Below are 26,258 nucleotides of genomic sequence, written 5' to 3'. Positions count from 1 at the left end.
AAGAGAAATGGCTTGGACAAGAAAAATTCTTCGAGTAAATCTCTCTGAAGGAACCTGTAAATCAGAACCTCTAAACATGGAATGGGCTCAGGAGTACCTGGGTTCACGCGGCCTCGCTTCCAAATACCTGGTTGAAGAGATCGACCCTAAAGTTGATCCGCTGTCACCGGAAAACAAAATGATCATGGCGACAGGCCCTCTGACCGGCACCATGGCATCAACCGGTGGTCGATACACAGTCGTTACCAAAGGCCCACTCACAGGCGCAATCGCTTGTTCAAACTCTGGCGGCTACTTCGGCGCTGAGATGAAGTTTGCCGGCTGGGACATGGTGATCTTTGAAGGTAAAGCAGAGAAACCTGTCTACCTCGCGATCGAAAATGACAAAGCTGAGTTGCGTGATGCATCTCACCTGTGGGGTACCTCTACTTGGCATACGGAAGAGACCATCAAAAAAGAGATGCAGGATCCACAGGTACGTATCTCCTCTATCGGTAAAGCGGGCGAAAATGGCGTTCTTTACGCGTGTATCGTCAACGATCTACACCGCGCGGCAGGCCGCTCGGGTGTGGGTACTGTAATGGGTTCTAAGAACCTCAAAGCAGTCGCTATTCGCGGTACTAAAGGTGTTGCAGGCGTGGATAACATGGGCGAGTTTGCCAAAGTTACCATGGAGAAGAAGAAGATCCTGGCAGAGAACGCTGTTACAGGTGAAGGTCTCCCTGCTTACGGTACTCAGGTACTGATGAACGTTATTAACGAGATGGGCGCACTGCCAACTCGTAACCACAAATCAGTTCAGTTCGAAAATGCGGGCGATATCTCTGCTGAAGCGATGGCTAAGCCACGCGAATCAGACGGCAAGCCACACCTGGTTACAAACGCTGCATGTTTCGGCTGTACTATCGCTTGTGGTCGTATCTCTAAAATCGACAAAGACCATTTCTCTGTAAAAGAGAAGCCACAGTACCACGGTGCGTCGGGTGGTCTTGAGTACGAAGCTGCTTGGGCACTGGGCGCCGCTAACGGTGTAGGTGACCTGGAAGCGCTGCAGTACGCCAACCTGATCTGTAACGAACAGGGTATGGACCCAATCTCCTTCGGTGCCACAATTGGTGCAGTGATGGAGATGTATGAAGACGGCACCTTGACTGAAGAGCAGATCGGTCTGAAAGCACCTTTCGGTTCTGCTGAAGCACTCTGCGCATTGGCTGATATGACAGCTCTGGGCGAAGGCTTCGGTGTTGATATCGGTCTGGGCTCTAAGCGTATGTGTGAGAAGTACGGTCGCCCTGAACTGTCGATGAGCGTTAAAGGTCAGGAGTTCCCTGCTTACGACTCTCGCGGCATCCAGGGTATGGGTCTGACTTACGCGACCTCTAACCGTGGAGCGTGTCACCTGCGTTCTTACACTGTAGCGTCTGAAGTACTGGGTATCCCAGTTAAGACAGACCCTCTGGTAACAGAAGGCAAACCAGATCTGGTTATGGCGTTCCAGGATGCTACAGCAGCATTTGACGCATCGGGCCTGTGTATCTTCACCAGCTTCGCTTGGGGCTTGGGAGACATCCAGCCACAGATCGACGCTGCTTGTGAAGGCGACTGGTCACTCGAGAAACTCAGCGCCGTTGGCGAGCGTATCTGGAACATGGAGAAGCTCTTCAACCTGCAGGCAGGTCTGACTAAAGATGATGACAAACTGCCAGAGCGCCTAACTACTGAACCTGCGCAGGAAGGTCCTGCTAAGGGTCTAGTTGCTGGTGTGCCAGAGATGCTTCCTGAGTACTACGAGAAGCGCGGCTGGGATGCTGAAGGCGTACCAACTAAAGAGACTCTGGATCGTCTCGGTCTGTAAGGGCTCTCTACATTGAGTTGAAAGAACCCCTTTTCCGCTAGGGAAAGGGGTTTTTTGTTGAAACAGAATAATAATTCCTGAGGTTCACCATGAAACATCTTATCCTCGGCAACGGTCCTGCTGGCGTAATCGCCGCTGAAACACTGCGCAAGGCTGACCCAGCCTGTGAAATCACTATGGTGGGAGCTGAGAACGCGCCACCTTACTCGCGTATGGCCATCCCCTATCTGCTGGAAGGTAATATACAGGAAGATGGCACCTACTTACGCAAAGATGCCGACCATTACGGCAGCAAAAGCATCTCTAATAAAGTCGGCAAAGCGATCTCAGTGGATGCTGAAGCGAAAACTGTAAAGTTTGAGGATGGTAGTAGCGAGAGCTACGACAAACTGTTGGTCGCGACCGGCTCGCACCCGATTCGCCCACCAATTCCAGGCATTGATCTGCCGAATGTACACACCTGCTGGACCCTTGATGATGCGCGAGCAATCGCAAACCTAGCCGCTTCGGGTAAACGTGTTGTCCAGGTGGGCGCAGGTTTCATCGGCTGTATCATTCTTGAAGCCCTTGCTAAGCGTGGCGTCGACTTGACTGTCGTAGAGCTGGGTGACCGTATGGTACCGCGTATGATGACCGGTAAAGCCGGTGCGATGATCAAAGATTGGGTAGAGAACAAAGGCGTTCGCGTTGTTACCTCAGCCAAAGTTGAGCGTATCGACGGCGCTGGTGCTGCGCCTGCCGCAGCACCTGCACAGTCTAGCGGCGGCATATTGGGCGCTATCAAAAGTCTCTTTGGTGGCGGCTCAAACGAAGCACCTGCTGCTGTTGCCGCATCTGGCGACGGCATGGTCGTTACACTGTCGACCGGTGAGAAGATTGAGTGTGATCTCGTCATTATGTCAGCGGGTGTACGTCCAAACTCCGCCTTCCTCGATGGCTCGGGTGTTAAGACTGGCAACGGTATTCTGACAGACCTGAAGATGCAGACCTCTGTGGCAGACATCTATGCTGCAGGTGACGTCGTCGAAGCACCAGATATGTTTACTGGCGCCCCCATGGTATCGGCAATCCAACCCAACGCTGCCGACACAGCGCGTGTGGCTGCATTGAATATGGCAGGCAAGAGTACAGAGCATCAGGGTATCCTCGCCATCAACGTTTTGGACACACTCGGACTCATCTCAAGTTCATTTGGCGCCTGGGAAGGCCTTGAGGGTGGTAAAGGTGTTGAGTATGCTGACGCCAAGGCTCACAAATACATCAGTCTGCAGTTCAAAGATGATGTATTGGTAGGAGCAACCTCAGTCGGTCTGACTCAGCATGTAGGTGTTCTGCGTGGCCTGATTCAAGGCAAGGTGAAGCTTGGCGAACGCTGGAAAGCGGAGCTGATGAATGATCCCCTTAAGGTGACTGAGGCATATCTAGCATGTTCTCAGAAACCAGGTGTTTTGAATGTCGCATCACTTAACATTTAAGCTCTACGCAAGTCTGGGCCAGTACCTCCCTTCGGGAGCGGTGGATAATAAAGCCACCATCGAGCTGGCCCCAGACGAATCTCTTGCCGACCTTATAGCGCGTTTTGATCTACCCGAGCGCCTCGTACATTTGGTTCTGGTAGACGGAGTATTTGTAGCCCCAGAAAATCGCGCGGCTCGAATTCTCAAAGACGGTGAAACTGTGGCTATCTGGCCACCTGTGGCCGGAGGATGAGGATGTTTGGCGGCTCTCTCGATGTCCAAGTACGTGAAGTCACAGCCACTCGTAAAGAGTATGAAACCGGCCTGGAACAAGCTGTTCCGGGCGGCATACGTATTGAGGGTGACTCCATTTTTGTAACTCAAGGTGAGGTGCAGATTCGTATCGATATTGCACCTATGCCCGATCTGGTGATCGCATTAATGCGACTATCACGCCTGCAGGCAACTTGGACCTTTCTAAGCGGCAGTGAAGAGGCCAAAGCAGCCTTGGTCGAACATATGGATTGGTCGATGAAACGCGGCGGCGGTTAGGATGAACGACAACCAGCTCCTGCGCTACAGCCGTCACATCTTAATGAGTGAGATTGATGTCGAGGGGCAAGAGAAACTACTCAACTCTCACGTATTGATCGTCGGTGCAGGTGGTCTGGGCTCTCCGGTAGCTACCTATCTAGCAGCGTCGGGCGTAGGCACACTCACTATCTGCGATTTCGATGAAGTCGAACTGTCGAATCTACAACGCCAACCGATCCACAATGAAGCGCGCGTTGGTATCAATAAAGCCCTGTCAGCGCGTGAAGACCTCAATCGTATCAATCCTGAGTGTCGCGTCAATGCAGTTACCGACCGAGTAGATGAGAGCACGATTGAGACCTTGATGAGTGTCGCCGATGTCGTAGTCGACGCCTGCGATAACTTCAAAACGCGGCACCTTATCAACCGAGTAGCACACAAAACTAAGACTCCACTGGTATCCGGCGCCGCAATCCATCTAACAGGACAGCTTTCGGTTTATCGCTACGCCGAGCCAAATTCGCCCTGTTACGCCTGCCTCGTACCTGAGAATACTGAAGTGCCGGAGCAACGTTGCGCCACCATGGGTGTGCTATCACCTGTGACAGGGACTATTGGCACTCTACAGGCCACCGAAGCGATCAAGCTCATAGTAAAAGGTCGGAGTCAGCTCGAAGGTACGCTGCTACTTTACGATGCAATGTCGGTTGATTTCCATCGTGTCCCATTGACGAAAAATCCGAATTGCAGCGTCTGCTGCGCCTAACTCATTAACAGATAGAAATAGTCGATATTTATCGCACAGACTTCCATCGAAGTCGGGCACGTTCTATATTACCTGTGTACTTTTTGTACAAATCCCGATCGCAACTCAAACAAAAATAGGGAGACATTGAGATGTGGACCAAACCAGCCTACCGTGATCTGCGCATTGGTTTTGAAGTTACCATGTACTTCTCAAACCGTTAACTTGCGTTCTGAGTGCCGCTAGGCGGCACTCTCTCCTTCTTCACTGCGATAACCGGCAACTCGATTCAGGCCTATCCTTTCCTAAGGTATCGACATAATATTTTGGATGCAGAAACTTTGGCATCGGCGCGATGCCGGCTACGTAGTTCTGTGTCGTCAACAGAATCGGATGACGCATCTGATGATTCCAGTCCCTAAATGACCCCCTAGTACCTTTATAAAGATCAACTCGAGCATCTGGATCTAAGAACAGGCGATTCAAATCGATTCCATCTTCGGTCATATGAATCTCGTTCAGGCTATTACTGACCAACTTAACACTTGCCCAAGCCGCAAATTCATTATCTGTCATGGCCGCACGAAAGTCCGGCAACTTCGGAGCTAAATCTCTATAGCGATCATTTAACTGAGGAGCGCCGTACCGCTCTAGCGCAAAGTGCCATGCACGCGGTACCAGACCAACATCACCAACCACCGGCCTCGGTCGCCGAGTATTGAACTCTATTTTGCGTCCATAGTCCTTAACAGAATCCACTACCGCAACCACATCATAAGATGCTTGACCGGTAAGAAACTCAGGCTTGTTGCGATCACGATCATCAGGGTGATGCGATAAAGTGAATGCTCTCTCTTCCTCTACGGTCGCCCCGAAACGCTTAATAGATGTCGCTAACTCTGTTTTTCGTTTCACATCTTCTTCACTGGTACCGTGCACCAAGAGGACCTTACGCCAGCCGTTATAGACGAGATACTGAGAAAGCGCGTCAAAATACATTCTGTCGGATGGGATGGCGTGAAACAGCGAACGAGAACAGAGCTCCTCTCTCAACTCTGTGTCTGTTATCGATACATTGACACGTATGCCTTTGGTATTCTCGAGTGCCAGCGCCACTTCCAGCATCACCTCTTTGGGGAGGTCCAGAAGATAAAGTCCGCCCGGCGGAACTGCCTGCAATTGCGTTGTAATTGGCAATCTCGGATCTAGCTCGACTCGCTGTACAACCGGTTCTATCCCGAACTGCGAGAATTTTAGTCTGGACTCCGACAGCGCGAGCTCTACCGCACGGTCAATAGATCGCTGGGGCTCAACGATGATACCTGCAAAAGTTTTTGGTTGTGCCTTCTCACCGGACAACGTCAGGATCTTGATCTCTAGCTCAGTCGCACTGACGGCCAAGCTGAGCACGGCTAAAAACGCGATAACGAGACGTTTCATGGATTTATCACCTTCACTGCATGAGGAACCAGCCCAGTGCGCACAGACCTTATCGGACGACGACGATCTAAATCGACGATGGTCATATCATCGGACAGCCCATTAAGAACGAACAGATACTCCTCGTCCGGTGATAGCTCTAACCCCCAGGCGCGTCGCCCAACAAGAATATACTTCTCGACTTCTCGAGTTTTAACATCAACTATTACCACGTGGTTTGCAGCACCTAGCGCGACATAGGCAGTTCCGCCATCACGAGAAAAACGTATATCCACTGGTGTTAGTTGCTCGCTGCGAAAACCCCGTGGTGAAAAAACTATCTCCCCTAGTCGCTCCAATGTACTGATACCAAATATTTCAACTTTACTGCCCATTTCCGAAGAGACCCACAGCTCCCCACCTGAAACAGCTAACCGCCGAGGTCTTAAATCAGTCACCAATGCATCGACTTCCGAATAATCCTCAGCCGAAAAAACGTGTACGACACCGGCATTTTCAGAGGCAACAAAGATCTTCCCGTCGGCCGAAGCAACTCCATCAGGCTCAAATCCGGTTACTAATTCAGCAAGAACTTTGCCAGTGCCACTCTCTATAACACTCGCAGAACTCGCTCCTTCATTACTAACAACCAACCGACCGTTAGGTTCTATCCAGTTCAATGTCGTTGCACCGATCTGACCAGTAACGCGCGTTTTAACCTCCCCTGTCTTGCTGTCAATTCGAATTACCGAATCCTCGTCTGAGCAAGCAATCCAAAGAGTCTGGTCTGCTGGCTGAGGTAACATGCCTCTTGGTCGTAAGCACGACACTAAGGGTCTGATCACGTTACCCTCGGGTGTGTGAACCCACACCTCGTTTGAGCGCTCATTGCTGATAGCTAACTCGAAGCCTAGGGAGATTTGAGGAAAAAAAAGAGCCGCAGCTACCAAATACAAAATCGAAATACGATTGACAATTACTCTTCTTATCATTGTTATATTCTCGCGTGCCTTTGATATGGTTTTACGGCGAAACCATTAGGACCGGATTGCCTTTTCACTTTCATACTGCGCTGTATCAAGCTTTCGAAGCACCGGTTGAGCGACTAGCCACGCCAGCACTATATAAGCCAACATCCCCCAAATAATGGTCTGAAAGTGCACCCCGTAGTCAATTAGATAACCCAAAAATGCAGGCGATATGGCCGTACCCAACACCATAGCTGACTGTAGGGTTGCTCGAACTCGCCCAAGGTTCTCACTCCCCCAGATGCTGATCAACAACGCGTTGATCACCGGCTCCTGAAATCCCACTACCAGTCCACTGAGTGTCATTAATGTAATGAGACCAGCCGATCCGCCAATCATTGGTGCCACTATCAAACCAATCGCAAAAGGCAGAATAAACAGACGCGCAGTGATTGCTGAACCGTAGCGATCAATTTTCGGACCGACAAAGAGAGCGCCGATAATACGTGCGCTGCCCAAACAGGTTAAGGCCAGAGCATAGGCTGAGGGCGCGGCGCTTAAGTCTATTGTGAGGTACGCCTGATAGATCATCAGTCCGGTGGAGATGATCGGCAAAGCCATAATGAGTGGAAGCAGCAGTATGAAGCGACTGTCTCTGAGCGGTTTAGGGCTCTGTGCTCGTTCTGCCTTGGAGAGTTTCAACGGCGATGCAGGCCAAGGAGCAAAGAGATAGAGTAGCAACCAGATCGAACACCAGAGCGCAGCCAGAGCCCACCAAGTCTGCTGCCAGGTGAGCACAGTCAGCAGAAAGGTTACCACTAGAGGAAGCGCGATCTCACCGGACGGAAACCCCAAGCTAACTAGGCTTAAAGCTCGGCCTCGAGCAACCTTAAACTCGCGGCCCGCCAATGTGCTGCCAAAGTGACCAAACATTCCCTGGCCATTGAATCGCATTAGAGCGAGGCCCAAAATACCAAGCCAGAAGAGGTCTGTCGTCGTCAGGAGTACTACTCCCAGCATCAGGCCTGTCAGGATCGCTAGAGCAAACTGTTTGGGCGGCATCCAATCAACTTTCTGACCGAAGTACATCAGTGCTCCGGCAGAGATCAGAGTGACTCCAGCGTAAGCGGTACCAAACTCTCCTGCGGATATTCCGAGTGCTTGGGAGATATCAACCTGAAACAAACCGATAAAAAAGCTCTGCCCCAGGCTGCTCGAGAAAACCGCCAGAAACGAGAGCAATAAAAGACCGAAGTTATTTCGGAAAAGGTATGAGTAGCCTGGCTCTTTCATAGTGAATCTGCAGAGTATTTAGTCTATTCTCGATCAGAGCATTATCTGCAACAAGCAGTAACATGATTAAGTCATTAAAAAAACTTTTCGAAAAGCTCTCCGGTGCAAAATCCGCATCGGCTCGGGTTATCCTGCTCGGTATCGACTACCCCAGTCACACCCTCGGCAGGGCCCTAAAAGAGCGAGGAGCAGAAATTACTGCTTTTATTGATGACGAGCCTTGGAACCACCGTACTAAGATGCTCGGCGCGTGCGTGCACTACCCAAGTGAAGTTGCTGCGCTCGCCGAGCGATATAGGGCGGATACTCTGGTGAGATTCAAAGGGGGGGCGATCGATCTACCTGAACTCGTTCAACAGCAACTTAATCAACTCAACGTAAATACTCTGGAGATAGATGCCCAGATGCTAGATATCGAGGCACAGCTAGATCTCATCCTCGCCACCTCAAACCACTCTACTTGAGTAGCAATACCCGCTACCTTTGTACTGACCTGACTTTAACCTTGTTGCCGTATGCTGTATCAAGGAGAGAGTCCACAAAAAAGGTTAGCGGCTGTGTATCAACCTATCGCGTACAAAACGCTCTTTTACTGGCTGCTGATGCTAAGTCTGATGCTTTTCGGGGTATTTATCTGCTGGGATCTACAACTTATTCAGGGGCTCTTTTCTCAGGATAAGACCCGCATCAGCCTAGTCATTACAGCAATGCTTTTGGTTATGACGCTGCATGCCGGATATCGCAGCCTCTTTATCGCCCGCCAGTTTCTGATGTTTGACCAGCTGTTCAATCGCCATGCCGCAAGTACAAAGTCCCCCTACCCAACCGGCACTTCAATCGCACAAGATTACTTCGTCAACGCCGGTGTTCTGCAGGCCGAGGTGTTAGCTGAGCGGATTCGTGGTTCGCACCAGATAGGTTGGTTTGTGACCGGCGCGATGTTAAAGCTAGGGCTGCTTGGCACTGTCATAGGTTTTGTCATTATGCTTGGCTCTATTCACGGATTAGAGACCCTCGATCTATCAGATATCAAAGCGTTAATGCAGCAGATGACCGAGGGGATGGGAATAGCGATGAACACAACCATCGTCGGCTTGGTTGGCAGCCTGCTGCTAAGCGCACAGTATCTGCTGCTCGACCGCATGGCGGACCGCTTCGTGCAGGAGACACTTACACTGTCTGAACAGGCGATTTCGGATGGCACTGTTTAATAATCGCCGTGACTATGGAGTAGATCCCTTTACGGATCTGCTCTTCAATGCGTTATTAACCTTTACCTTCCTGTTTTTGGTGGCTCTGCTGTTACTTAACCCCCCGGCCAAATCTGGGATTATCGATCCAAAAGCGGAGTTTCTGATCACTGTAAGCTGGCCCGATGGTGACCCTAACGATATCGATGTCTGGGCTCAAGGCCCGAAAGAGACCCAGGTGTGGTATATGCGCACCCAGCACGGACTGATGCATTTAGATAGAGATGACCGGGGGAAAGATAATGATACGCAGGTGATTGATGGCCGCGAAATCGTAAACCCAATCAACCAAGAGGTGCTGACAATCCGTGGTCGACCGCCCGGAGAGTACCTTGTAAACCTGCACTACTTTAAGAGTGAGAACGATCAACCGGTTCCGGTGACGGTTTACCTCGCTGAAGTGAACCCAGTTATGAAAGTGTTGAACTACACCACGATGGAGCTTCCGGCCGAGGGCAGTGAAGTAACCGCATTGCGATTTAACATCACGCCCGAGGGTGAAGTAACCAACATCAATCAACTACAGAAAAGCATAATCGAGGCGCAAAACAGATGACTGAGGCTCTACTCATACTTGTACTGGCATACGTAGCGCTGACTGCGTTACTGCTGTTGGCGATCATCACCGGTCGTTTGCACTGGGGCGCCAAACTGGTATTGCTGCTGGTCGCTTTCGGCTTCTATTGGATCAGCTACGAAGGGTGGCGCCAGGCACAGGGTTGGCCGACACATGCGGATATCCCTGAAAAATGGCTGTTTCACTATGCCGTGGTAGAGGAGCCGCGCGATGAGGACGGATTTGCCGGGGCAATCTTTGTCTGGCTGACAGATCTTGAAAATAACGAGATGGCATCTCAACCGCGCGCATACAAGCTCCCCTACGATCAGAGTACGCACATCAACATCCAACTAGCGATCAAGGAGATCCGACACGGCAATATTCAACTTGGACAACGCACAGAGCGCCAAGAAGACCCAACTGACGCAGAAGAGAAACGAGCTTTCGGCTCACTCAAGTATCAACTTGAGTTCTCCGATCTGCCTGACCCAGCTCTACCGGAGAAGTAAATATGAATCCGGTTGCTAAATTCCGACTGGGCCTGATAACGGCTGCGGGGCTATTGGCTGGCTGTGGATCTGAGATTCCGCCCGATGACTACTTTCCTTTGCAGGAGGGGGTCACTTGGACCTACCAGGTAACTGAGGATTTGACTGATCACCAAATTGAACGCGAATTCTCAATCACCAACATGGGCCCTGCTGACCTGGATGGAGATTACGAGAACGAGCCAGTCTACTTGCGACGTACAAGCGACGGTACCGATTACTATCTGCTGTCCGACGACTCAGGTATCTACAGGGTCGCCAAACGCACGCTGATAGAGTTTGACCCTCGCTATGAACCTGCCGAGGTGAGAGTCTTCCCCAACCCAGGCGATATCGATTTGGGCCGTGTCTGGAGTGCTAATACCCGTGCATACGCGCTGCACAGCGTTGCCTCATTCGCAGTCGATGATCCCGGCGACAAAGATATTGAGATGGAGTATGAGATTAGTTCTATAGATGCTTCTGTGACAGTGCCGGCAGGGACCTTCGATAAGTGTATAGAGGTGACTGGAACCGCTATTTTCCCCCTCTATGCAGACCCTCGGCTCGGCTATCAGGATGTCTTCCTCACCCAGAAAGAGTGGTATGCCCCGAGCGTGGGCCTAGTAAAACTGACCCGAGAAGAGCCCTTGGATCTGGAGATCTTTAAAGGTGGTCTGATCACTTTCGAGTTACAGAACATTCAAATCCAGTAAGAGGGATGTAGCGCAGAGCGCTATTTCGCGATTCGTCCCAGTTGTCGCAATTAATGACGGGTATTTAACGTTGCTATCCAAGCACTGGCTTGCTTACCCGTTAGCGCGCGCCTGCGCGTACTTAGAGATCGACCACTCCAGAACAACGCCTGTTACCAGGGCCGTCATCAAACCACCCCAGAGCGCCACCAGCGTCATCCCGGCAATCACCAACTTACAGGATGGACGCGTCTTCATGATCTTTTCCGGATCTGCCAGATGCCAACCGGCAAACAACACCAAAACTGCAATAACCTCGTGAGGAATGGCGGCGATGACCTGTGTAACCTGAGGACCCACAAAAACAGCCAGGCTGATACAGCTGAGGCCGAATATAGCGATTGACCAACCGGTTCTTGACCCCATTGCATGATGCGCAGAGAGCCCGCCAGCACCATGGCACATCGGAATTGCGCCAATCGGTGCCAACAGAATATTTGCCAGACCAGAGCTCAGAGCGAGTCGCTTCTCAGTGACAGGCTTTTCATCCCCTGGAAAATAGTCTTGAGCGATAACTGCGGTAAGTATCAGAGCGTTTGTGAGCGTGAGTGCAAGCTGTGGTAGGAAGGCAACCTCTAGCGCTGCACTAAAGGCAGAGAGCTCGGGCATTACCGGTGTAGGAAGATGCAGAGCCGTAAATGCGCCTGTTAACTCCACATACTCTCCGAGCGCGAACCAACCCCCGAGAACGATGATTAAACAACTGAAAGGGCTCAATACAGTGAACTGCAGCAGAACCAACAGCGCGAGCAAGAGAGCGGTTAGCGGCAGCGAAATAGCTCCTATGGCAAAGGCATTAACAACTAGTGTAATAGCCAGTGCGGCGCGCATGCCATGTAGAACGGTACGAGGAATCAGGCGCTTCATGCGCTGTGTGAGATCGGTCTGACTGAGCAGCACAAGCGTGATACCCAAGAGGATGCCGGTGGCAACGAGAACGTCTGGGCCGATCATCCCCGCCACACCCATTGCAGCAGTGGCTTTCATCGGCTGCACCGGTATCGGACGGCGGTAGATGACTGCAGTCGCGAGGCTGAAGATACCGAACCCAAACAACAGGCCAACAGGGCTAACCCCACCCAGCACAATAAGACCCAGCGCGAGGGGAAGGAATGTTCCCAAATCTGCGTATGCGGCCGAGCTCTCTGTAAACCAGCGTTGCGGTGTCATATCGATGCCTAGTTGTTCTTATCTGTCCGATATTACGCGTGCTCTGGGCTAATACTATGGTTCTTTAGAACGATAAATTAGGCGCCAACAGACAATTATCGCGGCATAATGAGGCCCTATTGCTTGGCGAGATCAATGAATCTCAATAAATGGGAGCCAACGCGCGTTTAGATCCAGCTCATCGCAGTCGTACTCGCCGTACGGAGGCACGGTTAAATCATCTGGGGGAGATGCGAGGTGGTTAAGATCGACTGCCTGAGCCTGGCCTTTTATCACTCCATCGACCACTTCGAGGTTGTAGAACACACCGTTCCAGAAATTGGCGCCAAACTCCTTCGGGCTTTTAAACATAAATAGCAGATCGTGCGACAACCAAGAGAGATCAACAGAACTCAGACGTGTAGGGTGATCGTAAGGATAAGGTATATGACAGTAGAGTTCCGGCCCCTCTAAGCACTTCATCTCCTTCATAGATAAGAAGTAGTCCGAGAAGCCTGAGTGATCGACGTGCAGCGAATACCCAGTACCTTTATCGGTGATCATCACAGCACCAATATCAATCCGCTCACCGGACTTATCGACTAGAAAGATACGGTGCTCGCCCTCCTCTAGCTGCCCTTCACCGGCGTGAATGGCGGAATGGATTAACAGAACGGATAACCCTAAAACTGATGCTAATCTACTCATTCGCCACTCCTTCCAAACCGATTGCCCTTTAGGATTTCATCATAGCACCAAGATTAAAAAAGAGAGCTCAACAAAAAACGGGCGCCTTCTGTGAAGGGGCCCGTTTAATTTACCGCGCACTGAAGTGCGCCCTAGCAGTATGCGTTAGACGCTGTAAGGGTCGCGCAGTACGACAGTTTCGATACGGTCAGGACCGGTCGATACGATATCGATTGGCGTCTCCATCAGCTCTTCTAGGCGCTTGATGTAGTTGATCGCAGCCTGTGGCAGCTGTTCGATAGTCTGCGCGCCCAGCGTTGATTCACTCCAGCCTGGCATAGTCTCGTAGACAGGTGTCACCTTCTCGTAGTCTTCTGAGCCGTTGAGTGAGTAGACATCGTTGCCCTGTGCATCTTTGTAGCCGATACAGATCTTGATCTCTTCCATGCCATCGAGCACATCGAGCTTAGTCAGACAGATACCCGATACTGAGTTGATCTGGATTGCGTGGTTCAGTGCAACCGCATCAAACCAACCACAACGGCGTGCACGGCCAGTAGTAGAGCCAAACTCGTGGCCACGCTCAGCAAGGCCAGCACCCACTTCACAGTGCAGCTCAGTCGGGAACGGACCGCCACCTACACGTGTGGTGTACGCTTTGGTGATACCGAGAATGTAGTCGAGGTATAGTGGACCGAAGCCTGAACCTGTAGAGGTACCACCAGCCGTGGTGTTTGAAGAGGTTACGTATGGGTAAGTACCGTGGTCGATATCCAGCAGTGAACCCTGCGCACCCTCAAACATGATGTTAGCGCTCTGCTTGCGCAGCTCGTGGAGCTTAGCAGTCACGTCCATCATCAACGGCAGCAGCTCTTCGGCCATCGCCAGCGTGTCAGCCAGTACGGTATCAAAATCGACCGGCTCAGCCTTGTAGTAGTTCTCGAGCACGAAGTTATGGTACTTGAGGATCTCAGCCAGCTTAGTAGCAAAAGCTTCTTTGTCCTGTAGGTCGCCCAAACGCAGACCGCGACGGGAAACCTTATCCTCATATGCAGGGCCGATACCGCGACCGGTAGTACCAATCTTCGCCGCACCACGTGCAACCTCACGCGCCTGGTCGATCGCGACATGGTAAGGCAGAATCAGCGGACAAGCAGGACTCAAACGCAGACGCTCTTTGACCGGTACACCGTTCTCTTCGAGCTGCTTCATCTCTTTGAGCAGCGCTTCTGGTGACAGTACGACGCCGTTACCGATTAGGCAAAGTACGTTCTCACGCAGAATGCCTGACGGTATCAGGTGGAGTACGGTTTTCTTACCATCGATTACCAGCGTATGCCCGGCATTGTGGCCACCCTGAAAGCGAACAACGGCAGCTGCCTGCTCGGTTAGCAGGTCAACGATTTTGCCTTTACCTTCATCACCCCATTGGGTGCCCAGAACAACGACGTTTTTACCCATGTCTCTTTAGTGCTCTATTTTAAAAGTTAGAGTGCTTCAAGCACCCATTCAGTTCCATTTTTGACCAACTGACGATCGCAGTGCTCAGGTGTCTGAGCGCCGGCCAGTTGAATCACCACACGCTCGCCATGAACGCGTAGTTGTCGAATAGTTTCAAGCAGTGCTGCTTCGGTATCTGCAGGCGCAAGGATCGCTGCTCGCACGGCAGGCTGTGTCTCCAGCGCCAGCATCACAAGTGTTTTCAGATCTGTACTAAAGCCCGTCGCTGCACGCGCACGGCCGAAGTCAGCACCGATCTGATCGTAACGCCCCCCTTTGGCCAGAGCCTGGCCAAAGCGAGGGGAGTAAGCTGCAAACACCACACCTGTGTGGTAGTTGTAACCGCGCAGCTCACCCAAATCGAAGTAGAAACCAATCTCTGGGTAGCGTGCACCGACCAACTGCGCCAACTGCTGCAGGTGACGAATGGCTGCAACGATTTCAGAAGATTCAGAAAATAGTTCGAGCGCCCGCTCCAGAACTTCATAACCACCGTTCAGACGCGCTAGGGCGTTGAGCTGCTCAGCCTGCGCTGAGCTGAGATTCAGGCTCGCCACAAACGGTGCCAACTCAGGCAGTGCCTTACGCTGCAAAATATCGATGTAGGTTTCCGTCTGCTGGCTAGACAGGCCCGCTGCCTGTACCAGCTCAGTGAATACACCAACGTGACCCAGGTCTAGATTAATCGCCCCCTGAACGCCACTCGCGACGAGTGTTTCCAGCATCAGTGAGATCACTTCTGCATCGCTATCCACACCCTCATGCCCAAAAAGCTCAGCACCGAGCTGCATTGGGTTGCGCGATGCCAGCATATTGACCGGACGGGTATGCAGTACAGAGCCGCAGTAGCATAAGCGAGATACACCGTCGCTACGCAGACGGTGTGCGTCGATGCGAGCAACCTGCGGTGTGATATCGGCACGGATACCGAGCATATGGCCGCTCACCTCATCGGTCACTTTGAAGGTCTGCAGGCCCAGATCACGACCCACACCGGTCAGGAGTGATTCAAGATGTTCTGCGACAGGCGGCATCACCAGCTCATATCCCCAGCTATCGTAGAGATCCAACATACGACGGCGCACCAGCTCCACTTCACGTGCAACAGGGGGTAACAACTCTTTCATGCCGTCAGGCAGTAGCCAGCGATCAGCCAAGGCCATCCAAAAACTCCAAAACCCTTTGGGTGGTTTGCGCGGTAATGATTAGCGCGATAACAGTAACAAAGCAGTACCGGCGAGCATCGATATAAAACCGATGAGTCGCAGACTTGAATCGCTGATCTGAGCCAGCTGCGAGACTAACGAGCGCCAGCGCTGCGGATAAAGAAAAGGGATAATTCCTTCGATCACCAGCAACAGGCAGAACGCAATCCAGAGCTCATGCCAGAAATCAGACATTTAAGATCCTGCATAATCACAAAAAAACCGGGACACGCCCGGGGGCGAGATTTTAACATGAAAGCGGGTGCCATTGGCACCCGCTTTTTAAACTGGACTAAGTGATTGAAAGATTAACGTTTGAAGTCGCCAAGGTAGCGGAAAAACTCGCTATCCGGTTTTAGCAACAGGACATCTGCGCCCGAGCCAAACGACTCTTTGTATGCCATCAAACTGCGGTTAAACGAGTAGAACTCTGGATCACGATTGTAGGCATCTGCATAGATGCGCGCTGCTTCAGCGTCCCCCTCACCTCGAATCACTTCTGAGTCGCGGTAGGCCTCTGCCATAATAACCGTGCTTTGACGGTCGGCATCCGCACGGATACCCTCTGCCAGCTCCTTACCACGCGAACGCAGTTCACGTGCCAGACGTTCACGCTCGGTACGCATACGCTCGTACACCGAGCTCGATACCTCGGGTGGCAGGTCGATACGTTTGACACGTACGTCGACAACCGCAAGACCCAGCTCCGATTCAGTTAATTGACTCAGCGTTGTGATAACAGCGTCCATTACCTCTTCGCGCTCACCCGATACCACCTCAGTTAGCGTACGTGTACCAAATTCGTTACGCAGTGCTGTCTCTATGCGAGTCGATAGGAGATCCGAAGCTCGGAACGAGTCACCCGACGTCGCAGTGTAGTACTTCTCAACGTCAGAGATGCGCCACTTAACGTACGAGTCTACGATCAGACGTTTCTTCTCAAGCGTGAGGAACGCCTGGGGACGGGTATCGAGCGTCTGTACTCGCGCATCAAAGATACGGATGGCGTTCACCATCGGAATTTTGAAGTGGAATCCAGGTCTTAGATCTGGATCCACAACCTCACCGAACTGCAATTTAACGCCGCGCTCGGTCTCTTTGATAATGTAAACGGACTGCGACAGCACCACCAGTGCAAGCACCGCCAGGGCAACCGTAAAGAGTGAAGTAGGTTTCATATTAACGACCCTCCCTCAGACTGGTTGAAGATGAACGGCTGTTAACCTCCTGAATGACCTGATCGGTGATCTGGCGCAGGCTGTTATCATCCAGTCGGATGTTGCGGTTAGTGCTGTTAGTAGCCGGACTGCGCTCCATGAGCTTATCAAGTGGCAGGTACATCATGTTATTACCATTACCGTCGTTATCGATCATGACCTTCGGCGTATTGGCGTAGACCTGCTGCAGCGTCTCAATGTAGAGACGTTCGCGAGTTACGTCTGGTGCAAGCTGGTAAGCGTCCAACAACGCGATGAAACGTTCTGCCTCACCGGTCGCCCTCGCTACCACTTCCTCGCGATAAGCATTCGCCTCTTCCATCACGCGCTGCGCTGTACCACGTGCTTCCGGAACTATTCCGTTAGCGTAAGACTCAGCTTGGTTTTTAACACGCTGCTCATCCTCACGTGCCTTTATCACGTCATCGAAAGCATCCTGTACCTGACTAGGTGCAGTCGCGTTCTTAATGTTCACGCGGGAGATCGCCAGACCTGTGCCATAAACCTCCATATAGCGCTGTAGACGGGCCTGTACTTCAACAGCCAATGTATCACGACCCTCGGTTAAGATTGAGTCCATGATCGTAGCGCCCACGGTATGACGCAGAGACGATTCAGATGCATGGCCCAAGCTCACTTCAGGATCACGTACATTGAGCACGTAGTTCTTCGGATCAGAAACGACGTACTGGATGGTCATATCCACATCAACGATGTTTTCATCCTTAGTCAACATGAGTGAACGGTGATCGTAGGTACGCACGCGCGTCACGTTGAGGATAGTCACGTCATCGATAAGTGGCGGGTTCCACTGCAGACCCGGCTGCACAGTCTCGGTAAATTTACCCAGACGCAGAATAACACCACGCTCCTGCTGGTCGACGGTGTAAAAACCCATACCAGCCCACACCACGACCGCTAGCAGCGCCAGCACACCGATAAAACCCAAGCCAGGCCCCGCCTGACCACCGGTGCTACCACCACCCGAACCACCGCTCTTTTTGCCGGCACCGAGTAGTGAATTGATCTTGTCCATGAACTTTTGCAGCGCTTCATCAAGATCTGGTGGACCCTGATCATCGCTATTTGGACGGCGACCACCACGGTCGTTACCGCCACTGCTCCAAGGGTCGTTCTTATCGTCACGACCGCCCGGTTCATTCCAAGCCATAAGTGCTCTCCACTTGCGTTAGCTAATTAAAAAAACGTTTAAAACTTTTCTCTTTACCACTCCGGCTCTTCGGCCGGAATGTAGGTCTCTGCGGGGATATTCAGTCGACTAAGGGTGCGCCGCAGCTCTTTGGTTTGCATACGTACCTCAAGTTCGATTCGACCATCCTCACTGACCGACTCATTCAATACTGCATTCTGCGCATAGAGTTGCGCACGAAGCTGGCCCTGTTCAGGCCCAAGTTCCATATATTGATGGAACATATCCACAGCAAGACGTTCACGGAGCGCCTGTAAAAGAAGCTCGACGCCCTCTCCGGTTTGCGCCGACAACCACACCCGAACGGCGCCGCCAGTGTCATCGCGATCAATATGTGCTTCAACGCCTTCCATACCGTCAATCTTGTTGTAGACCTCCAGTACCGGTATCTCATCCGCACCGATCTCGTGCAGCACATTATTTACCTGAAAAATGTGCTCACGCCGCTCTTCATCACCCGCGTCAATCACATGCAACAACAGTGCCGCTTCAACGGTCTCCTGTAGGGTCGCTCGAAAGGACTCGACTAGTTTATGGGGGAGGTCTCGGATAAATCCAACCGTATCGGCCAAAATAGCTGGGCCGATATCGTCTAGCTCTATTCGACGCAGCGTTGGATCCAGGGTCGCAAACAGCTGATCAGCGGCATATACATCCGCTTCAGTAATGCAGTTAAACAGCGTCGATTTGCCAGCGTTTGTATACCCTACCAGTGAGAGTGTAGGTATCTCAGCCCGCGAGCGTGCGCGCCTGCCCTGCTCACGCTGTTTGCGGACCTTCTCGAGGCGCCCAGTAATCGCCTTGATACGTGCGCGCAATAAACGGCGGTCAGTCTCTAGCTGGGTCTCACCCGGTCCCCGCAGGCCGATGCCACCCTTTTGACGCTCAAGGTGGGTCCAACCTCTTACAAGGCGGGTCGACATATGCTCGAGCTGTGCCAGTTCAACCTGCAACTTACCCTCATGGGTTCGCGCACGCTGGGCAAAGATATCGAGTATCAGTCCAGTACGATCAAGCACACGACACTGAATCTCGCGTTCAATATTGCGCTCTTGTGCCGGAGATAGTGAGTGGTTAAAAATAACAACTTCAGCTTCGTGCAGTCGCACGAGATCGGCCAGCTCTTCGATCTTCCCCTTACCAAGGAAGAATTTAGGACTGGGATCAGATCGGCTACCCGTCAGCCATTCGACCGGATCTGCTCCGGCCGAGAGGGCTAATTCTTCGAGCTCTCTGGGGTTGTCATTGGCATCAGGTGAAGCGAAATCAACGTGGACGAGAATAGCCTTCTCGCCCGACTCAGGGCGCTCAAAAAACAATTAGCTTCTGACCTCTGGTATTACTCTTCAGTTGCTGGAAGCTTAACTGGACGAGATGGCACAACCGTGGAGATTGCGTGTTTATAGACCATCTGGCTCACAGTGTTCTTAAGCAGAATCACGAACTGATCGAACGATTCAATCTGTCCCTGCAGTTTGATGCCGTTAACGAGGAAAATAGAAACCGGAACGCGCTCTTTACGCAGTACGTTCAAGTAAGGGTCTTGTAGTGTCTGCCCTTTTGACATGGCCCTCTCCTTATAGATGGAGGTTGTAATAGTAGTTTAGATGCTGCCCTTGGCTCAATCGGGTCAATACCCTCTCGCCGAATCCGTTCCGGAACAAAATCTCACCAAGGTTCATTAGTATATAGGGGCTAATTAGATTTGTCTCAAGGTTTGTGCCACAAGATCTTGTGATTTATCCAACGGATCCACGCAAATAGCGCCATCCCAGCCGCGTAGCCAGGTCATTTGACGCTTGGCCAACTGACGTGTCGCCACAACGGCTTTGTCTACCATCTCAGACTCTGTCAGCTCGCCATCCAAATGTTGCCACATCTGGCGATAACCGACACAGCGCATCGATGGCATACCCAGATGCAGATCACCGCGCGCACGCAATGTCTCTACCTCGGCTTTGAATCCCTGCTCTAACATCAAGTCGTAACGTAGAGCGATACGACGATGCAGCTCCGCTCTGTCCATTGGCATTAAAGCCAGCGGCAAAAGATCCCAAGGCAGCACTTTTTCAGCCTGCTCTTGCCAGAAGCTCTCGATCGAACGCCCCGTTAGCAGCACAACTTCTAGTGCGCGTTGAATACGTTGTGAATCAAGCGGTTTGAGTCGAGTTCCCGAAAGAGGATCGAGTTCAGAGAGCTTAGCGTGCATAGCTGGCCAACCTTTCTCAGCCGCTTCGGCTTCAAGTTGAGCACGTAGCTCTGGATTAGCCTCAGGCAGCTTAGCCAAACCCTCCGCTAGTGCCTTAAAATACAGAATAGTACCGCCAACGAGTACTGGCAGCTTGTTCTGCTCCAGCGCATTTTCGATCTCGCGCGTGGCATCTTCAACAAAGTTTGCTGCAGAGTAGGCCTCAGTCGGATCAAGGATATCGATCAGCGCATGGGGATACTGCCTTAGCGTTTGAGCGTCCGGTTTCGCTGTTCCTATATCCATCTGCCTGTAGATCAGGGCCGAGTCGACGCTAATCAGCGCAACATCGCGATGAGCAGCCAGACGCAGCCCCAGATCGGTTTTACCCGACGCAGTAGGGCCCATGATGAAGAGAACGCGCGGTTTGGCCACTCACTGCCCTCGCAGGAAGAGCTTATCCAGCTCTGAGATTGTAAGTTGCACCCAGGTCGGGCGACCGTGGTTACACTGCCCCGAACGCTCTGTAGCTTCCATATCACGCAGCAGCGCATTCATCTCTGGAATGGTCAGCTGTCGATTTGCGCGTACCGAGCCATGACAGGCCATAGTCGCCAACAACTCGTTGATGCTCTCCTCAATCCGGCGACTACTACCGTAGGTGCGCATATCGGCCAGTACATCGCGCACCAGCAAGCTGACATCAGACTTAGCCAGAGCCACCGGGACCTCGCGAATACTCAGACTCTCCTGCCCGAGTCGCTCCACCGCAAAACCTAGACGGGAAAACGTCTCAGCCTGCTCCACGGCAATCTCTGCTTCGGATTCACTGACATTGAGCGAAACCGGCACTAGCAGCGGTTGGCTGCGGATACCTTCAGACTCCCATGAACTTTTCATGCGCTCATAAACAATCCGTTCGTGCGCAGCATGCATATCAACCAGCGCCATACCCTGAGCATTCTGCGCCAGAATATAGATCCCATGTAGCTGAGCCAGAGCAAAGCCCATCGGAGGTAGATCCTCTTTGGGAAGATTGGAGAAATCAGGAGCGCTGGGCTCAGCTGCAGCCGCTTGCGGATGCAACTGACCATAAGCCTGCACCTGATCTTGCACAGCACCTGCTGAGAAGCTCGGCGTGGCGCGCTGCACATAGGACCCAAAACCGTTCGCACTGGGCGCACCACTCGAGGCGCTGCCACCGATAAAACCTGCCGCTTGGGCCTGTGGCAGTGACATACGCTGCTGATCAAAACTCTGATCTTGCGGCTGAACGGCCGAGCTCAGGGGCATCGCGGCACCCGTACCAGCCGGATTATCCTGCGGACGCTGATCAGCAATCACGCGATGCAGTGTACGGAAGATGAAATCATGAACTAGACGCCCCTCGCGAAAGCGCACCTCATGTTTGGTCGGATGCACGTTGACGTCGACTAGGGCAGGATCGAGCTCGAGGTAGAGCACATAACACGGATGGCGGCCGCTGAAGAGCACGTCAGCGTAGGCCTGACGAATAGCGTGCGTGACCAATTTATCTCGAATCACACGGCCGTTAACAAAGAAGTACTGTTGATCAGCCTGACTGCGCGAGTAGGTCGGCAGACCTATCCACCCCCAGAGCCGCAAGCCTGAGGCCTCGGCACTGATATCCAGATGGATCGACTGCTCGATAAAACCGGAGCCGAGCAGAGAGCCGATCCGCCGCTCACGCATCGCTTCAGTGTCAGCCGGTTTGAGCTGATGCACAACGCGGTTGTTATTGCTCAACTGAAAATGCAGATCAAAGCGACTCAGAGCCAGACGCTTTACGACCTCTTCTAGGTGACGATACTCAGTCTGTTCAGTCTTTAAAAACTTGCGGCGCGCAGGCGTGTTAAAGAAGAGGTCGCGCATCTCAACGGTAGTCCCCTGCGGATGCGCTGCAGGCGATAGCTCCGCCTCCATATCCCGCCCTTCAGCTTTAACCTGCCAAGCGCTCTCTTGCCCCTGTGCACGCGAGGTCAGCGTCAAGCGTGATACTGACGAGATCGAAGCGAGCGCCTCGCCACGAAAACCGAGACTGACTACCGCCTCGAGGTCGTCTAGAATTTTGATCTTTGAAGTGGCATGACGACTGAGCGCAAGCGCCAAGTCGTCCCTGTCGATACCAGAGCCATCATCACGGATGCGAATCAGCTTAACGCCGCCCTGCTCTACATCCACCTGTACCTTGGAGGCACCAGCGTCAATGGCGTTCTCTAATAGCTCTTTAACAACGGATGCGGGGCGCTCTACCACCTCACCCGCAGCGATCTGGTTCGCCAGTTGGGGCGAGAGTAACTCAATTCGACTCATGAAAATTTAACCTGCAGGTATACGCAGCACCTGACCCACGCGAATACGGTCAGATTTAAGCTTATTGGCGGAGCGCAGCGCGCCCAGACTCACCCCATTGCGCTGGGCAATACGCGAGAGACTGTCGCCAGCAACAACCTTGTACTCGCGCTCCATCCCTTTGGGTAACTGACCGCTCTCTTTGAGTTTGGCGACCAATGTGCCTGGCGGAGGCCGAGTCCAGAAGTGCTCCAACAGACCCTCGGCTACAGCCTTGGCCATACGCTTTTGATAGGCCGGATCACGTAGCTTTTTCGCCTCACCCGGATTTGAGATAAATCCGGTCTCAACGAGGATCGATGGTATGTCAGGTGACTTCAGCACCACGAAGGCGGCCTTCTCGATATGTTTCTTGTGCATCTTGGCGAACTTCGCAATCTTATTGTGCACCAACTGTGCGACATCAACACTGCTGGTACGCGCATAGTTCATCGACATATCCAAGAGCACACTCGCCAAAGCCTCGTCCTTATCCTCAAGGCTTACGCTACCGACACCGCCAATGAGGTCAGCAGAGTTCTCTTTTTGCGCCAGCCAGCGACCCATCTCACTGGAAGCACCACGGTTAGAGAGCACCCAAACCGATGCGCCCCGCGCTTTGGAGTTACGTGCAGCATCCGCGTGAATAGAGACGAAGAGGTCGGCATTGGCTTTGCGCGCCTTGGAGGTACGCCCGCGCAAGCTGATGTAGTAGTCTCCGGTGCGCACTAACACTGCTCTGAACCCGGGCTCAGCATCAATACGGCGTTTCACCTCTTTGGCAATCGCCAGTACTACGCGCTTTTCATAGAGGCGATTCGGCCCGATAGCACCCGGATCTTCACCACCGTGACCTGCATCGATAGCAATAATGATATCGCGTTGTGTATCAGGAATGACAAGCGGCTCTGCCGCAGGTTTCAGCGCCTGCTGGGCGCTGGTTGCAAGGTCAACAACCAAGCGATGTCCATACTGATCATTCGGCGGCAGGGTAAAACTGCTCGGCTGTGCTTTTTGCGCTAGATCCAATACCAGCCGTAAACCGTCATCGCGCTTGCCGGAACGCAATTTGCTGATCGGGCTCCCAGCCACATCTAGCTTACTCAAATCGGTATTGAGCGAAGCACTCTCCAGATCTATCACTACGCGCGACGGGTTCTCCAGTGTAAACAAGCTATGCTCTACTGGGCCGTTGAGATCAAAAACCAGACGCGTATTGTCCGGTGCCAGCCAGATACGCAGATTATCGATCTGCGTATTGGCCTGCACCAGCGAGGCACTGATAAGCAGCAATAGACCGATTAACCTGCGAACGGCTAACATTCACCGACTCCCTGCAGATGACCAACCGCTGGATCGGCACTCATCGCTGCCAACTGCTGCGTACCACGTTGCGTGTTTGCGATAGCTGAGAGCTTTCGGCCCGGAAGGTCTGCCTCTAGGTAGATTTCGATATCTGGCGTCGGCAGAAAACCCTCGCCTTTTTCAGGCCACTCAATCAGACAGAGCGATTCGCCGTCGAAGTAGTCGCGTACCCCTAGGTACTCGAGCTCTTCAGGGTCTGCCAATCGGTACAGGTCGAAGTGGTATACTCGACGCCCAAGGTTGAGCTCATAGGGCTCTACCAGCGTATAGGTAGGGCTTTTGACACCCCCCTGATGCCCCAGCGCGTGCAAAACACCGCGACTGAGAGTGGTTTTACCCATCCCCAAATTGCCGTGTAGAAACACCACAGAACCAGCGCTGTGAGCCGCCAGTATCGCACCGGCAGCTAAAGTGTCGCTCTCATCGAGCAGACGCCAATCAAGCTGTGAAGCCATCGGTTGTTAAACCCCAATGTCGATCTCGTTATCATTCACCGCACCTCGGATCTGAGCCAACAGATCAGAGGCCAGCAGCCCACGCTCCCCCCGAGCAGCTGCCAAGTCGCCGGCGCGAGCGTGAATCCACACTCCACAGCGAGCGGCGTCGGCCAGAGTTAAACCCTGTGCCAGTAGTGCGCCTATGATACCAGAAAGTATGTCTCCCATGCCTGCTGTCGCCATACCGGCATTACCTAGGTCACACACCTCTATTTGACCCTGTGAACAGGTCAGAGTTCCCGGTCCTTTTAACACCTGGACACCGCCATATTTGCGTTCTAAATTGAGCACGGCTGAGATTCGGTCTTGCTGCACATCTCTCGCAGAGGTACCCAGCAGGCGTGCAGCCTCACCTGGGTGAGGTGTACAGACCGTATGCCCTCCTGCCCTAAGATCACCTTTGGCCAACATATTGAGCGCATCCGCGTCAAATACCCGCGGCCCATCAAAGCTCTCCGCAAGCGCTAACATACCCTGCGCCCAGCTATCCTGCCCAAGCCCCGGTCCCGCCACCAACGCACTGCTCTGCTCGACGAACTTAGGAAATTCAGACGGTGTCTCAACCCCGTGAACCATCACCTCTGGCACTCTCGCCAGACAGGGCGCCACATGTGCGGGCCGTGTCAGCAGAATCACCCGTCCAGCTCCAGCACGAAGAGCAGCCTCAGCCGCCAGAATCACGGCACCTCCCATGCCCAAATTGCCACCCAAAATTGTGACCACTCCAAAGTCACCCTTGTGAGCTGAACGGGCACGGCGCGGTAACTGAGATCTCACACACTCTTGCTGCGTCAAATAAGCGAAGGGCTCAACAGTCTCGAACAGCGTTTGCGGAATGCCCAGGCTAGCCCAGTAACGCTCACCCGAATAGGCGGAGCCTTCGGCGGTTAACCAACCCAACTTATTAGCTATAAACGTTAGGGTTACATCAGCTCTCACCGCTGTGCCGAGCGGTACACCGAGGTCGGTATCAAGCCCTGACGGCTGATCCAAGGCCAAAACGGGTAGTTGGCTAGCATTAATAGCAGCGATCATTGCAGCGGTAGGCTCTCGCACTTCACCTCTGAGGCCAATGCCCAGCAGTGCGTCAACGACAAGACCAGCGTCGACTTCTAGATTCTCTGCAAAAATCTGAGTCTTTATTGAGCTGGGCAGATCACCCCAGGCAGAGGCAGCCTCGTGAGTTGCACGCTCTCGAACAGATGCGTCAGCGAATACCAGTTGAACTGGCCATCCGAGCTCATCAGCCAGCCGCGCGAGCACTACACCATCACCGCCATTGTTGCCGCCACCAACCCAAATCGACAGGCTGCGCACCTGCGGCCAACGCTGACGGATCAGCGCCAAAGATGCTTGAGCCGCGCGCTGCATAAGCGCATAGCCAGCGATACCTAAAGTCTCAATCGCGCGGCGGTCCAACGCCTTACACTGCGCGGCGCTGAAAACGGCGCGTGGCAACTCCCGACTTATCATCTAACCTCCAATCCCAAAACGAGCGAACCCTACTTTTAAGCTCAGTTTTAAGT

28 protein-coding genes are annotated in these 26,258 nt (G+C 52.7%); 11 read left to right on the top strand and 17 right to left on the bottom strand.

All coding sequences use genetic code 11. The annotated features are described in order from the left end of the window. The first annotated feature begins 7 nt into the window (after nt 1-7). The 6 genes from AC1WNR_RS04780 to pqqA all read left to right on the top strand — a co-directional run bounded on the left by AC1WNR_RS04780 (nt 8) and on the right by pqqA (nt 4,815). Entirely contained in the window at nt 8-1,855 is a 1,848-nt protein-coding gene (locus tag AC1WNR_RS04780) for an aldehyde ferredoxin oxidoreductase family protein (protein ID WP_481643388.1), read from the top strand. Between the two features lie 89 nt (nt 1,856-1,944). Continuing rightward, nucleotides 1,945-3,330, top strand: coding sequence for an NAD(P)/FAD-dependent oxidoreductase (locus AC1WNR_RS04775; protein WP_481643387.1), 1,386 nt, complete (start codon nt 1,945-1,947; stop codon nt 3,328-3,330). After that, nucleotides 3,308-3,565, top strand: a complete 258-nt coding sequence (gene thiS, locus AC1WNR_RS04770; protein ID WP_481643386.1) for a sulfur carrier protein ThiS — start codon at nt 3,308-3,310, stop codon at nt 3,563-3,565. Before AC1WNR_RS04775 ends, thiS begins: the two co-directional genes overlap by 23 nt. Before the next feature lie 2 nt (nt 3,566-3,567). Then, nucleotides 3,568-3,864 carry a hypothetical protein gene (locus AC1WNR_RS04765; protein WP_481643385.1) on the top strand — a complete coding sequence of 99 codons (297 nt, stop codon included), beginning with the start codon at nt 3,568-3,570 and terminating at the stop codon, nt 3,862-3,864. Nucleotide 3,865: 1 nt separating this feature from the next. Beyond that, on the top strand, nt 3,866-4,612 hold the full coding sequence (locus AC1WNR_RS04760; protein WP_481643384.1) for a HesA/MoeB/ThiF family protein: 747 nt from the start codon (nt 3,866-3,868) through the stop codon (nt 4,610-4,612). 131 nt (nt 4,613-4,743) lie between these two features. Then, complete coding sequence (pqqA, locus tag AC1WNR_RS04755; protein ID WP_481645360.1) at nt 4,744-4,815, top strand: pyrroloquinoline quinone precursor peptide PqqA; 72 nt, start codon at nt 4,744-4,746, stop codon at nt 4,813-4,815. A gap of 40 nt (nt 4,816-4,855) precedes the next feature. Here pqqA and AC1WNR_RS04750 read toward each other — a convergent pair whose 3' ends face one another. The 3 genes from AC1WNR_RS04750 to AC1WNR_RS04740 all read right to left on the bottom strand — a co-directional run bounded on the left by AC1WNR_RS04750 (nt 4,856) and on the right by AC1WNR_RS04740 (nt 8,271). Then, entirely contained in the window at nt 4,856-6,031 is a 1,176-nt protein-coding gene (locus AC1WNR_RS04750; protein ID WP_481643383.1) for a type 1 periplasmic-binding domain-containing protein, read from the bottom strand. Next, nucleotides 6,028-6,816, bottom strand: a complete 789-nt coding sequence (locus AC1WNR_RS04745) for a beta-propeller fold lactonase family protein (protein WP_481643382.1) — start codon at nt 6,814-6,816, stop codon at nt 6,028-6,030. The genes AC1WNR_RS04750 and AC1WNR_RS04745 overlap by 4 nt, the downstream gene beginning before the upstream one ends. Nucleotides 6,817-7,047: 231 nt before the next feature. Next, the gene (locus tag AC1WNR_RS04740) at nt 7,048-8,271 is read right to left on the bottom strand and encodes an MFS transporter (RefSeq protein ID WP_481643381.1); all 1,224 of its coding nucleotides are present in this window, start codon (nt 8,269-8,271) and stop codon (nt 7,048-7,050) included. A 62-nt stretch (nt 8,272-8,333) separates the two neighbouring features. On the opposite strand from AC1WNR_RS04740, the gene AC1WNR_RS04735 reads away from it, so the two are divergent. The 5 genes from AC1WNR_RS04735 (at nt 8,334) to AC1WNR_RS04715 (ending at nt 11,323) form a co-directional block, all read left to right on the top strand. Continuing rightward, nucleotides 8,334-8,735 (top strand): nucleoside-diphosphate sugar epimerase/dehydratase, encoded by a 402-nt coding sequence (locus tag AC1WNR_RS04735; RefSeq protein ID WP_481643380.1) that lies wholly within the window; start codon nt 8,334-8,336, stop codon nt 8,733-8,735. A 93-nt stretch (nt 8,736-8,828) separates the two neighbouring features. Then, a complete protein-coding gene (locus tag AC1WNR_RS04730; RefSeq protein WP_481643379.1) occupies nt 8,829-9,482 on the top strand; it encodes a MotA/TolQ/ExbB proton channel family protein in 654 nt (217 codons plus the stop codon). Beyond that, nucleotides 9,469-10,077 carry a hypothetical protein gene (locus AC1WNR_RS04725; RefSeq protein ID WP_481643378.1) on the top strand — a complete coding sequence of 203 codons (609 nt, stop codon included), beginning with the start codon at nt 9,469-9,471 and terminating at the stop codon, nt 10,075-10,077. The genes AC1WNR_RS04730 and AC1WNR_RS04725 overlap by 14 nt, the downstream gene beginning before the upstream one ends. Beyond that, on the top strand, nt 10,074-10,589 hold the full coding sequence (locus AC1WNR_RS04720) for a hypothetical protein (RefSeq protein WP_481643377.1): 516 nt from the start codon (nt 10,074-10,076) through the stop codon (nt 10,587-10,589). The genes AC1WNR_RS04725 and AC1WNR_RS04720 overlap by 4 nt, the downstream gene beginning before the upstream one ends. Nucleotides 10,590-10,591: 2 nt before the next feature. Continuing rightward, complete coding sequence (locus AC1WNR_RS04715; RefSeq protein ID WP_481643376.1) at nt 10,592-11,323, top strand: hypothetical protein; 732 nt, start codon at nt 10,592-10,594, stop codon at nt 11,321-11,323. Between the two features lie 93 nt (nt 11,324-11,416). On the opposite strand, the gene AC1WNR_RS04710 is transcribed toward AC1WNR_RS04715, so the two are convergent. The 14 genes from AC1WNR_RS04710 to AC1WNR_RS04645 all read right to left on the bottom strand — a co-directional run bounded on the left by AC1WNR_RS04710 (nt 11,417) and on the right by AC1WNR_RS04645 (nt 26,205). Beyond that, nucleotides 11,417-12,532 carry a putative sulfate/molybdate transporter gene (locus tag AC1WNR_RS04710; RefSeq protein WP_481643375.1) on the bottom strand — a complete coding sequence of 372 codons (1,116 nt, stop codon included), beginning with the start codon at nt 12,530-12,532 and terminating at the stop codon, nt 11,417-11,419. A 132-nt stretch (nt 12,533-12,664) separates the two neighbouring features. After that, nucleotides 12,665-13,219, bottom strand: coding sequence for a hypothetical protein (locus tag AC1WNR_RS04705; RefSeq protein WP_481643374.1), 555 nt, complete (start codon nt 13,217-13,219; stop codon nt 12,665-12,667). Nucleotides 13,220-13,363: 144 nt separating this feature from the next. Then, nucleotides 13,364-14,659, bottom strand: a complete 1,296-nt coding sequence (locus AC1WNR_RS04700; protein WP_481643373.1) for an adenylosuccinate synthase — start codon at nt 14,657-14,659, stop codon at nt 13,364-13,366. A gap of 26 nt (nt 14,660-14,685) precedes the next feature. After that, the gene (locus tag AC1WNR_RS04695; protein ID WP_481643372.1) at nt 14,686-15,861 is read right to left on the bottom strand and encodes an ATP phosphoribosyltransferase regulatory subunit; all 1,176 of its coding nucleotides are present in this window, start codon (nt 15,859-15,861) and stop codon (nt 14,686-14,688) included. Nucleotides 15,862-15,903: 42 nt separating this feature from the next. Further along, a complete protein-coding gene (locus tag AC1WNR_RS04690; protein WP_481643371.1) occupies nt 15,904-16,098 on the bottom strand; it encodes a DUF2065 domain-containing protein in 195 nt (64 codons plus the stop codon). 113 nt (nt 16,099-16,211) lie between these two features. After that, nucleotides 16,212-17,081, bottom strand: a complete 870-nt coding sequence (hflC, locus tag AC1WNR_RS04685) for a protease modulator HflC (protein WP_481643370.1) — start codon at nt 17,079-17,081, stop codon at nt 16,212-16,214. 1 nt (nt 17,082) lies between these two features. Then, complete coding sequence (gene hflK / locus AC1WNR_RS04680; RefSeq protein ID WP_481643369.1) at nt 17,083-18,291, bottom strand: FtsH protease activity modulator HflK; 1,209 nt, start codon at nt 18,289-18,291, stop codon at nt 17,083-17,085. 53 nt (nt 18,292-18,344) lie between these two features. Further along, complete coding sequence (gene hflX, locus AC1WNR_RS04675) at nt 18,345-19,649, bottom strand: ribosome rescue GTPase HflX (RefSeq protein ID WP_481643368.1); 1,305 nt, start codon at nt 19,647-19,649, stop codon at nt 18,345-18,347. A gap of 20 nt (nt 19,650-19,669) precedes the next feature. Further along, nucleotides 19,670-19,897, bottom strand: coding sequence for an RNA chaperone Hfq (gene hfq, locus AC1WNR_RS04670; protein WP_481643367.1), 228 nt, complete (start codon nt 19,895-19,897; stop codon nt 19,670-19,672). Nucleotides 19,898-20,029: 132 nt separating this feature from the next. Then, nucleotides 20,030-20,953 carry a tRNA (adenosine(37)-N6)-dimethylallyltransferase MiaA gene (miaA, locus tag AC1WNR_RS04665; RefSeq protein ID WP_481643366.1) on the bottom strand — a complete coding sequence of 308 codons (924 nt, stop codon included), beginning with the start codon at nt 20,951-20,953 and terminating at the stop codon, nt 20,030-20,032. Then, the gene (mutL, locus tag AC1WNR_RS04660) at nt 20,954-22,852 is read right to left on the bottom strand and encodes a DNA mismatch repair endonuclease MutL (RefSeq protein ID WP_481643365.1); all 1,899 of its coding nucleotides are present in this window, start codon (nt 22,850-22,852) and stop codon (nt 20,954-20,956) included. 6 nt (nt 22,853-22,858) lie between these two features. Further along, entirely contained in the window at nt 22,859-24,193 is a 1,335-nt protein-coding gene (locus AC1WNR_RS04655) for an N-acetylmuramoyl-L-alanine amidase (protein ID WP_481643364.1), read from the bottom strand. Next, on the bottom strand, nt 24,187-24,690 hold the full coding sequence (gene tsaE / locus AC1WNR_RS04650; RefSeq protein ID WP_481643363.1) for a tRNA (adenosine(37)-N6)-threonylcarbamoyltransferase complex ATPase subunit type 1 TsaE: 504 nt from the start codon (nt 24,688-24,690) through the stop codon (nt 24,187-24,189). The genes AC1WNR_RS04655 and tsaE overlap by 7 nt, the downstream gene beginning before the upstream one ends. A gap of 6 nt (nt 24,691-24,696) precedes the next feature. Continuing rightward, nucleotides 24,697-26,205 (bottom strand): NAD(P)H-hydrate dehydratase, encoded by a 1,509-nt coding sequence (locus tag AC1WNR_RS04645; RefSeq protein ID WP_481643362.1) that lies wholly within the window; start codon nt 26,203-26,205, stop codon nt 24,697-24,699. Nucleotides 26,206-26,258: the final 53 nt, after the last annotated feature.

The organism is Marinobacterium marisflavi (assembly GCF_982447095.1).
Note: the sequence above shows the minus strand (reverse complement) of the source record. Positions and strands in the feature narration are given on the sequence as shown.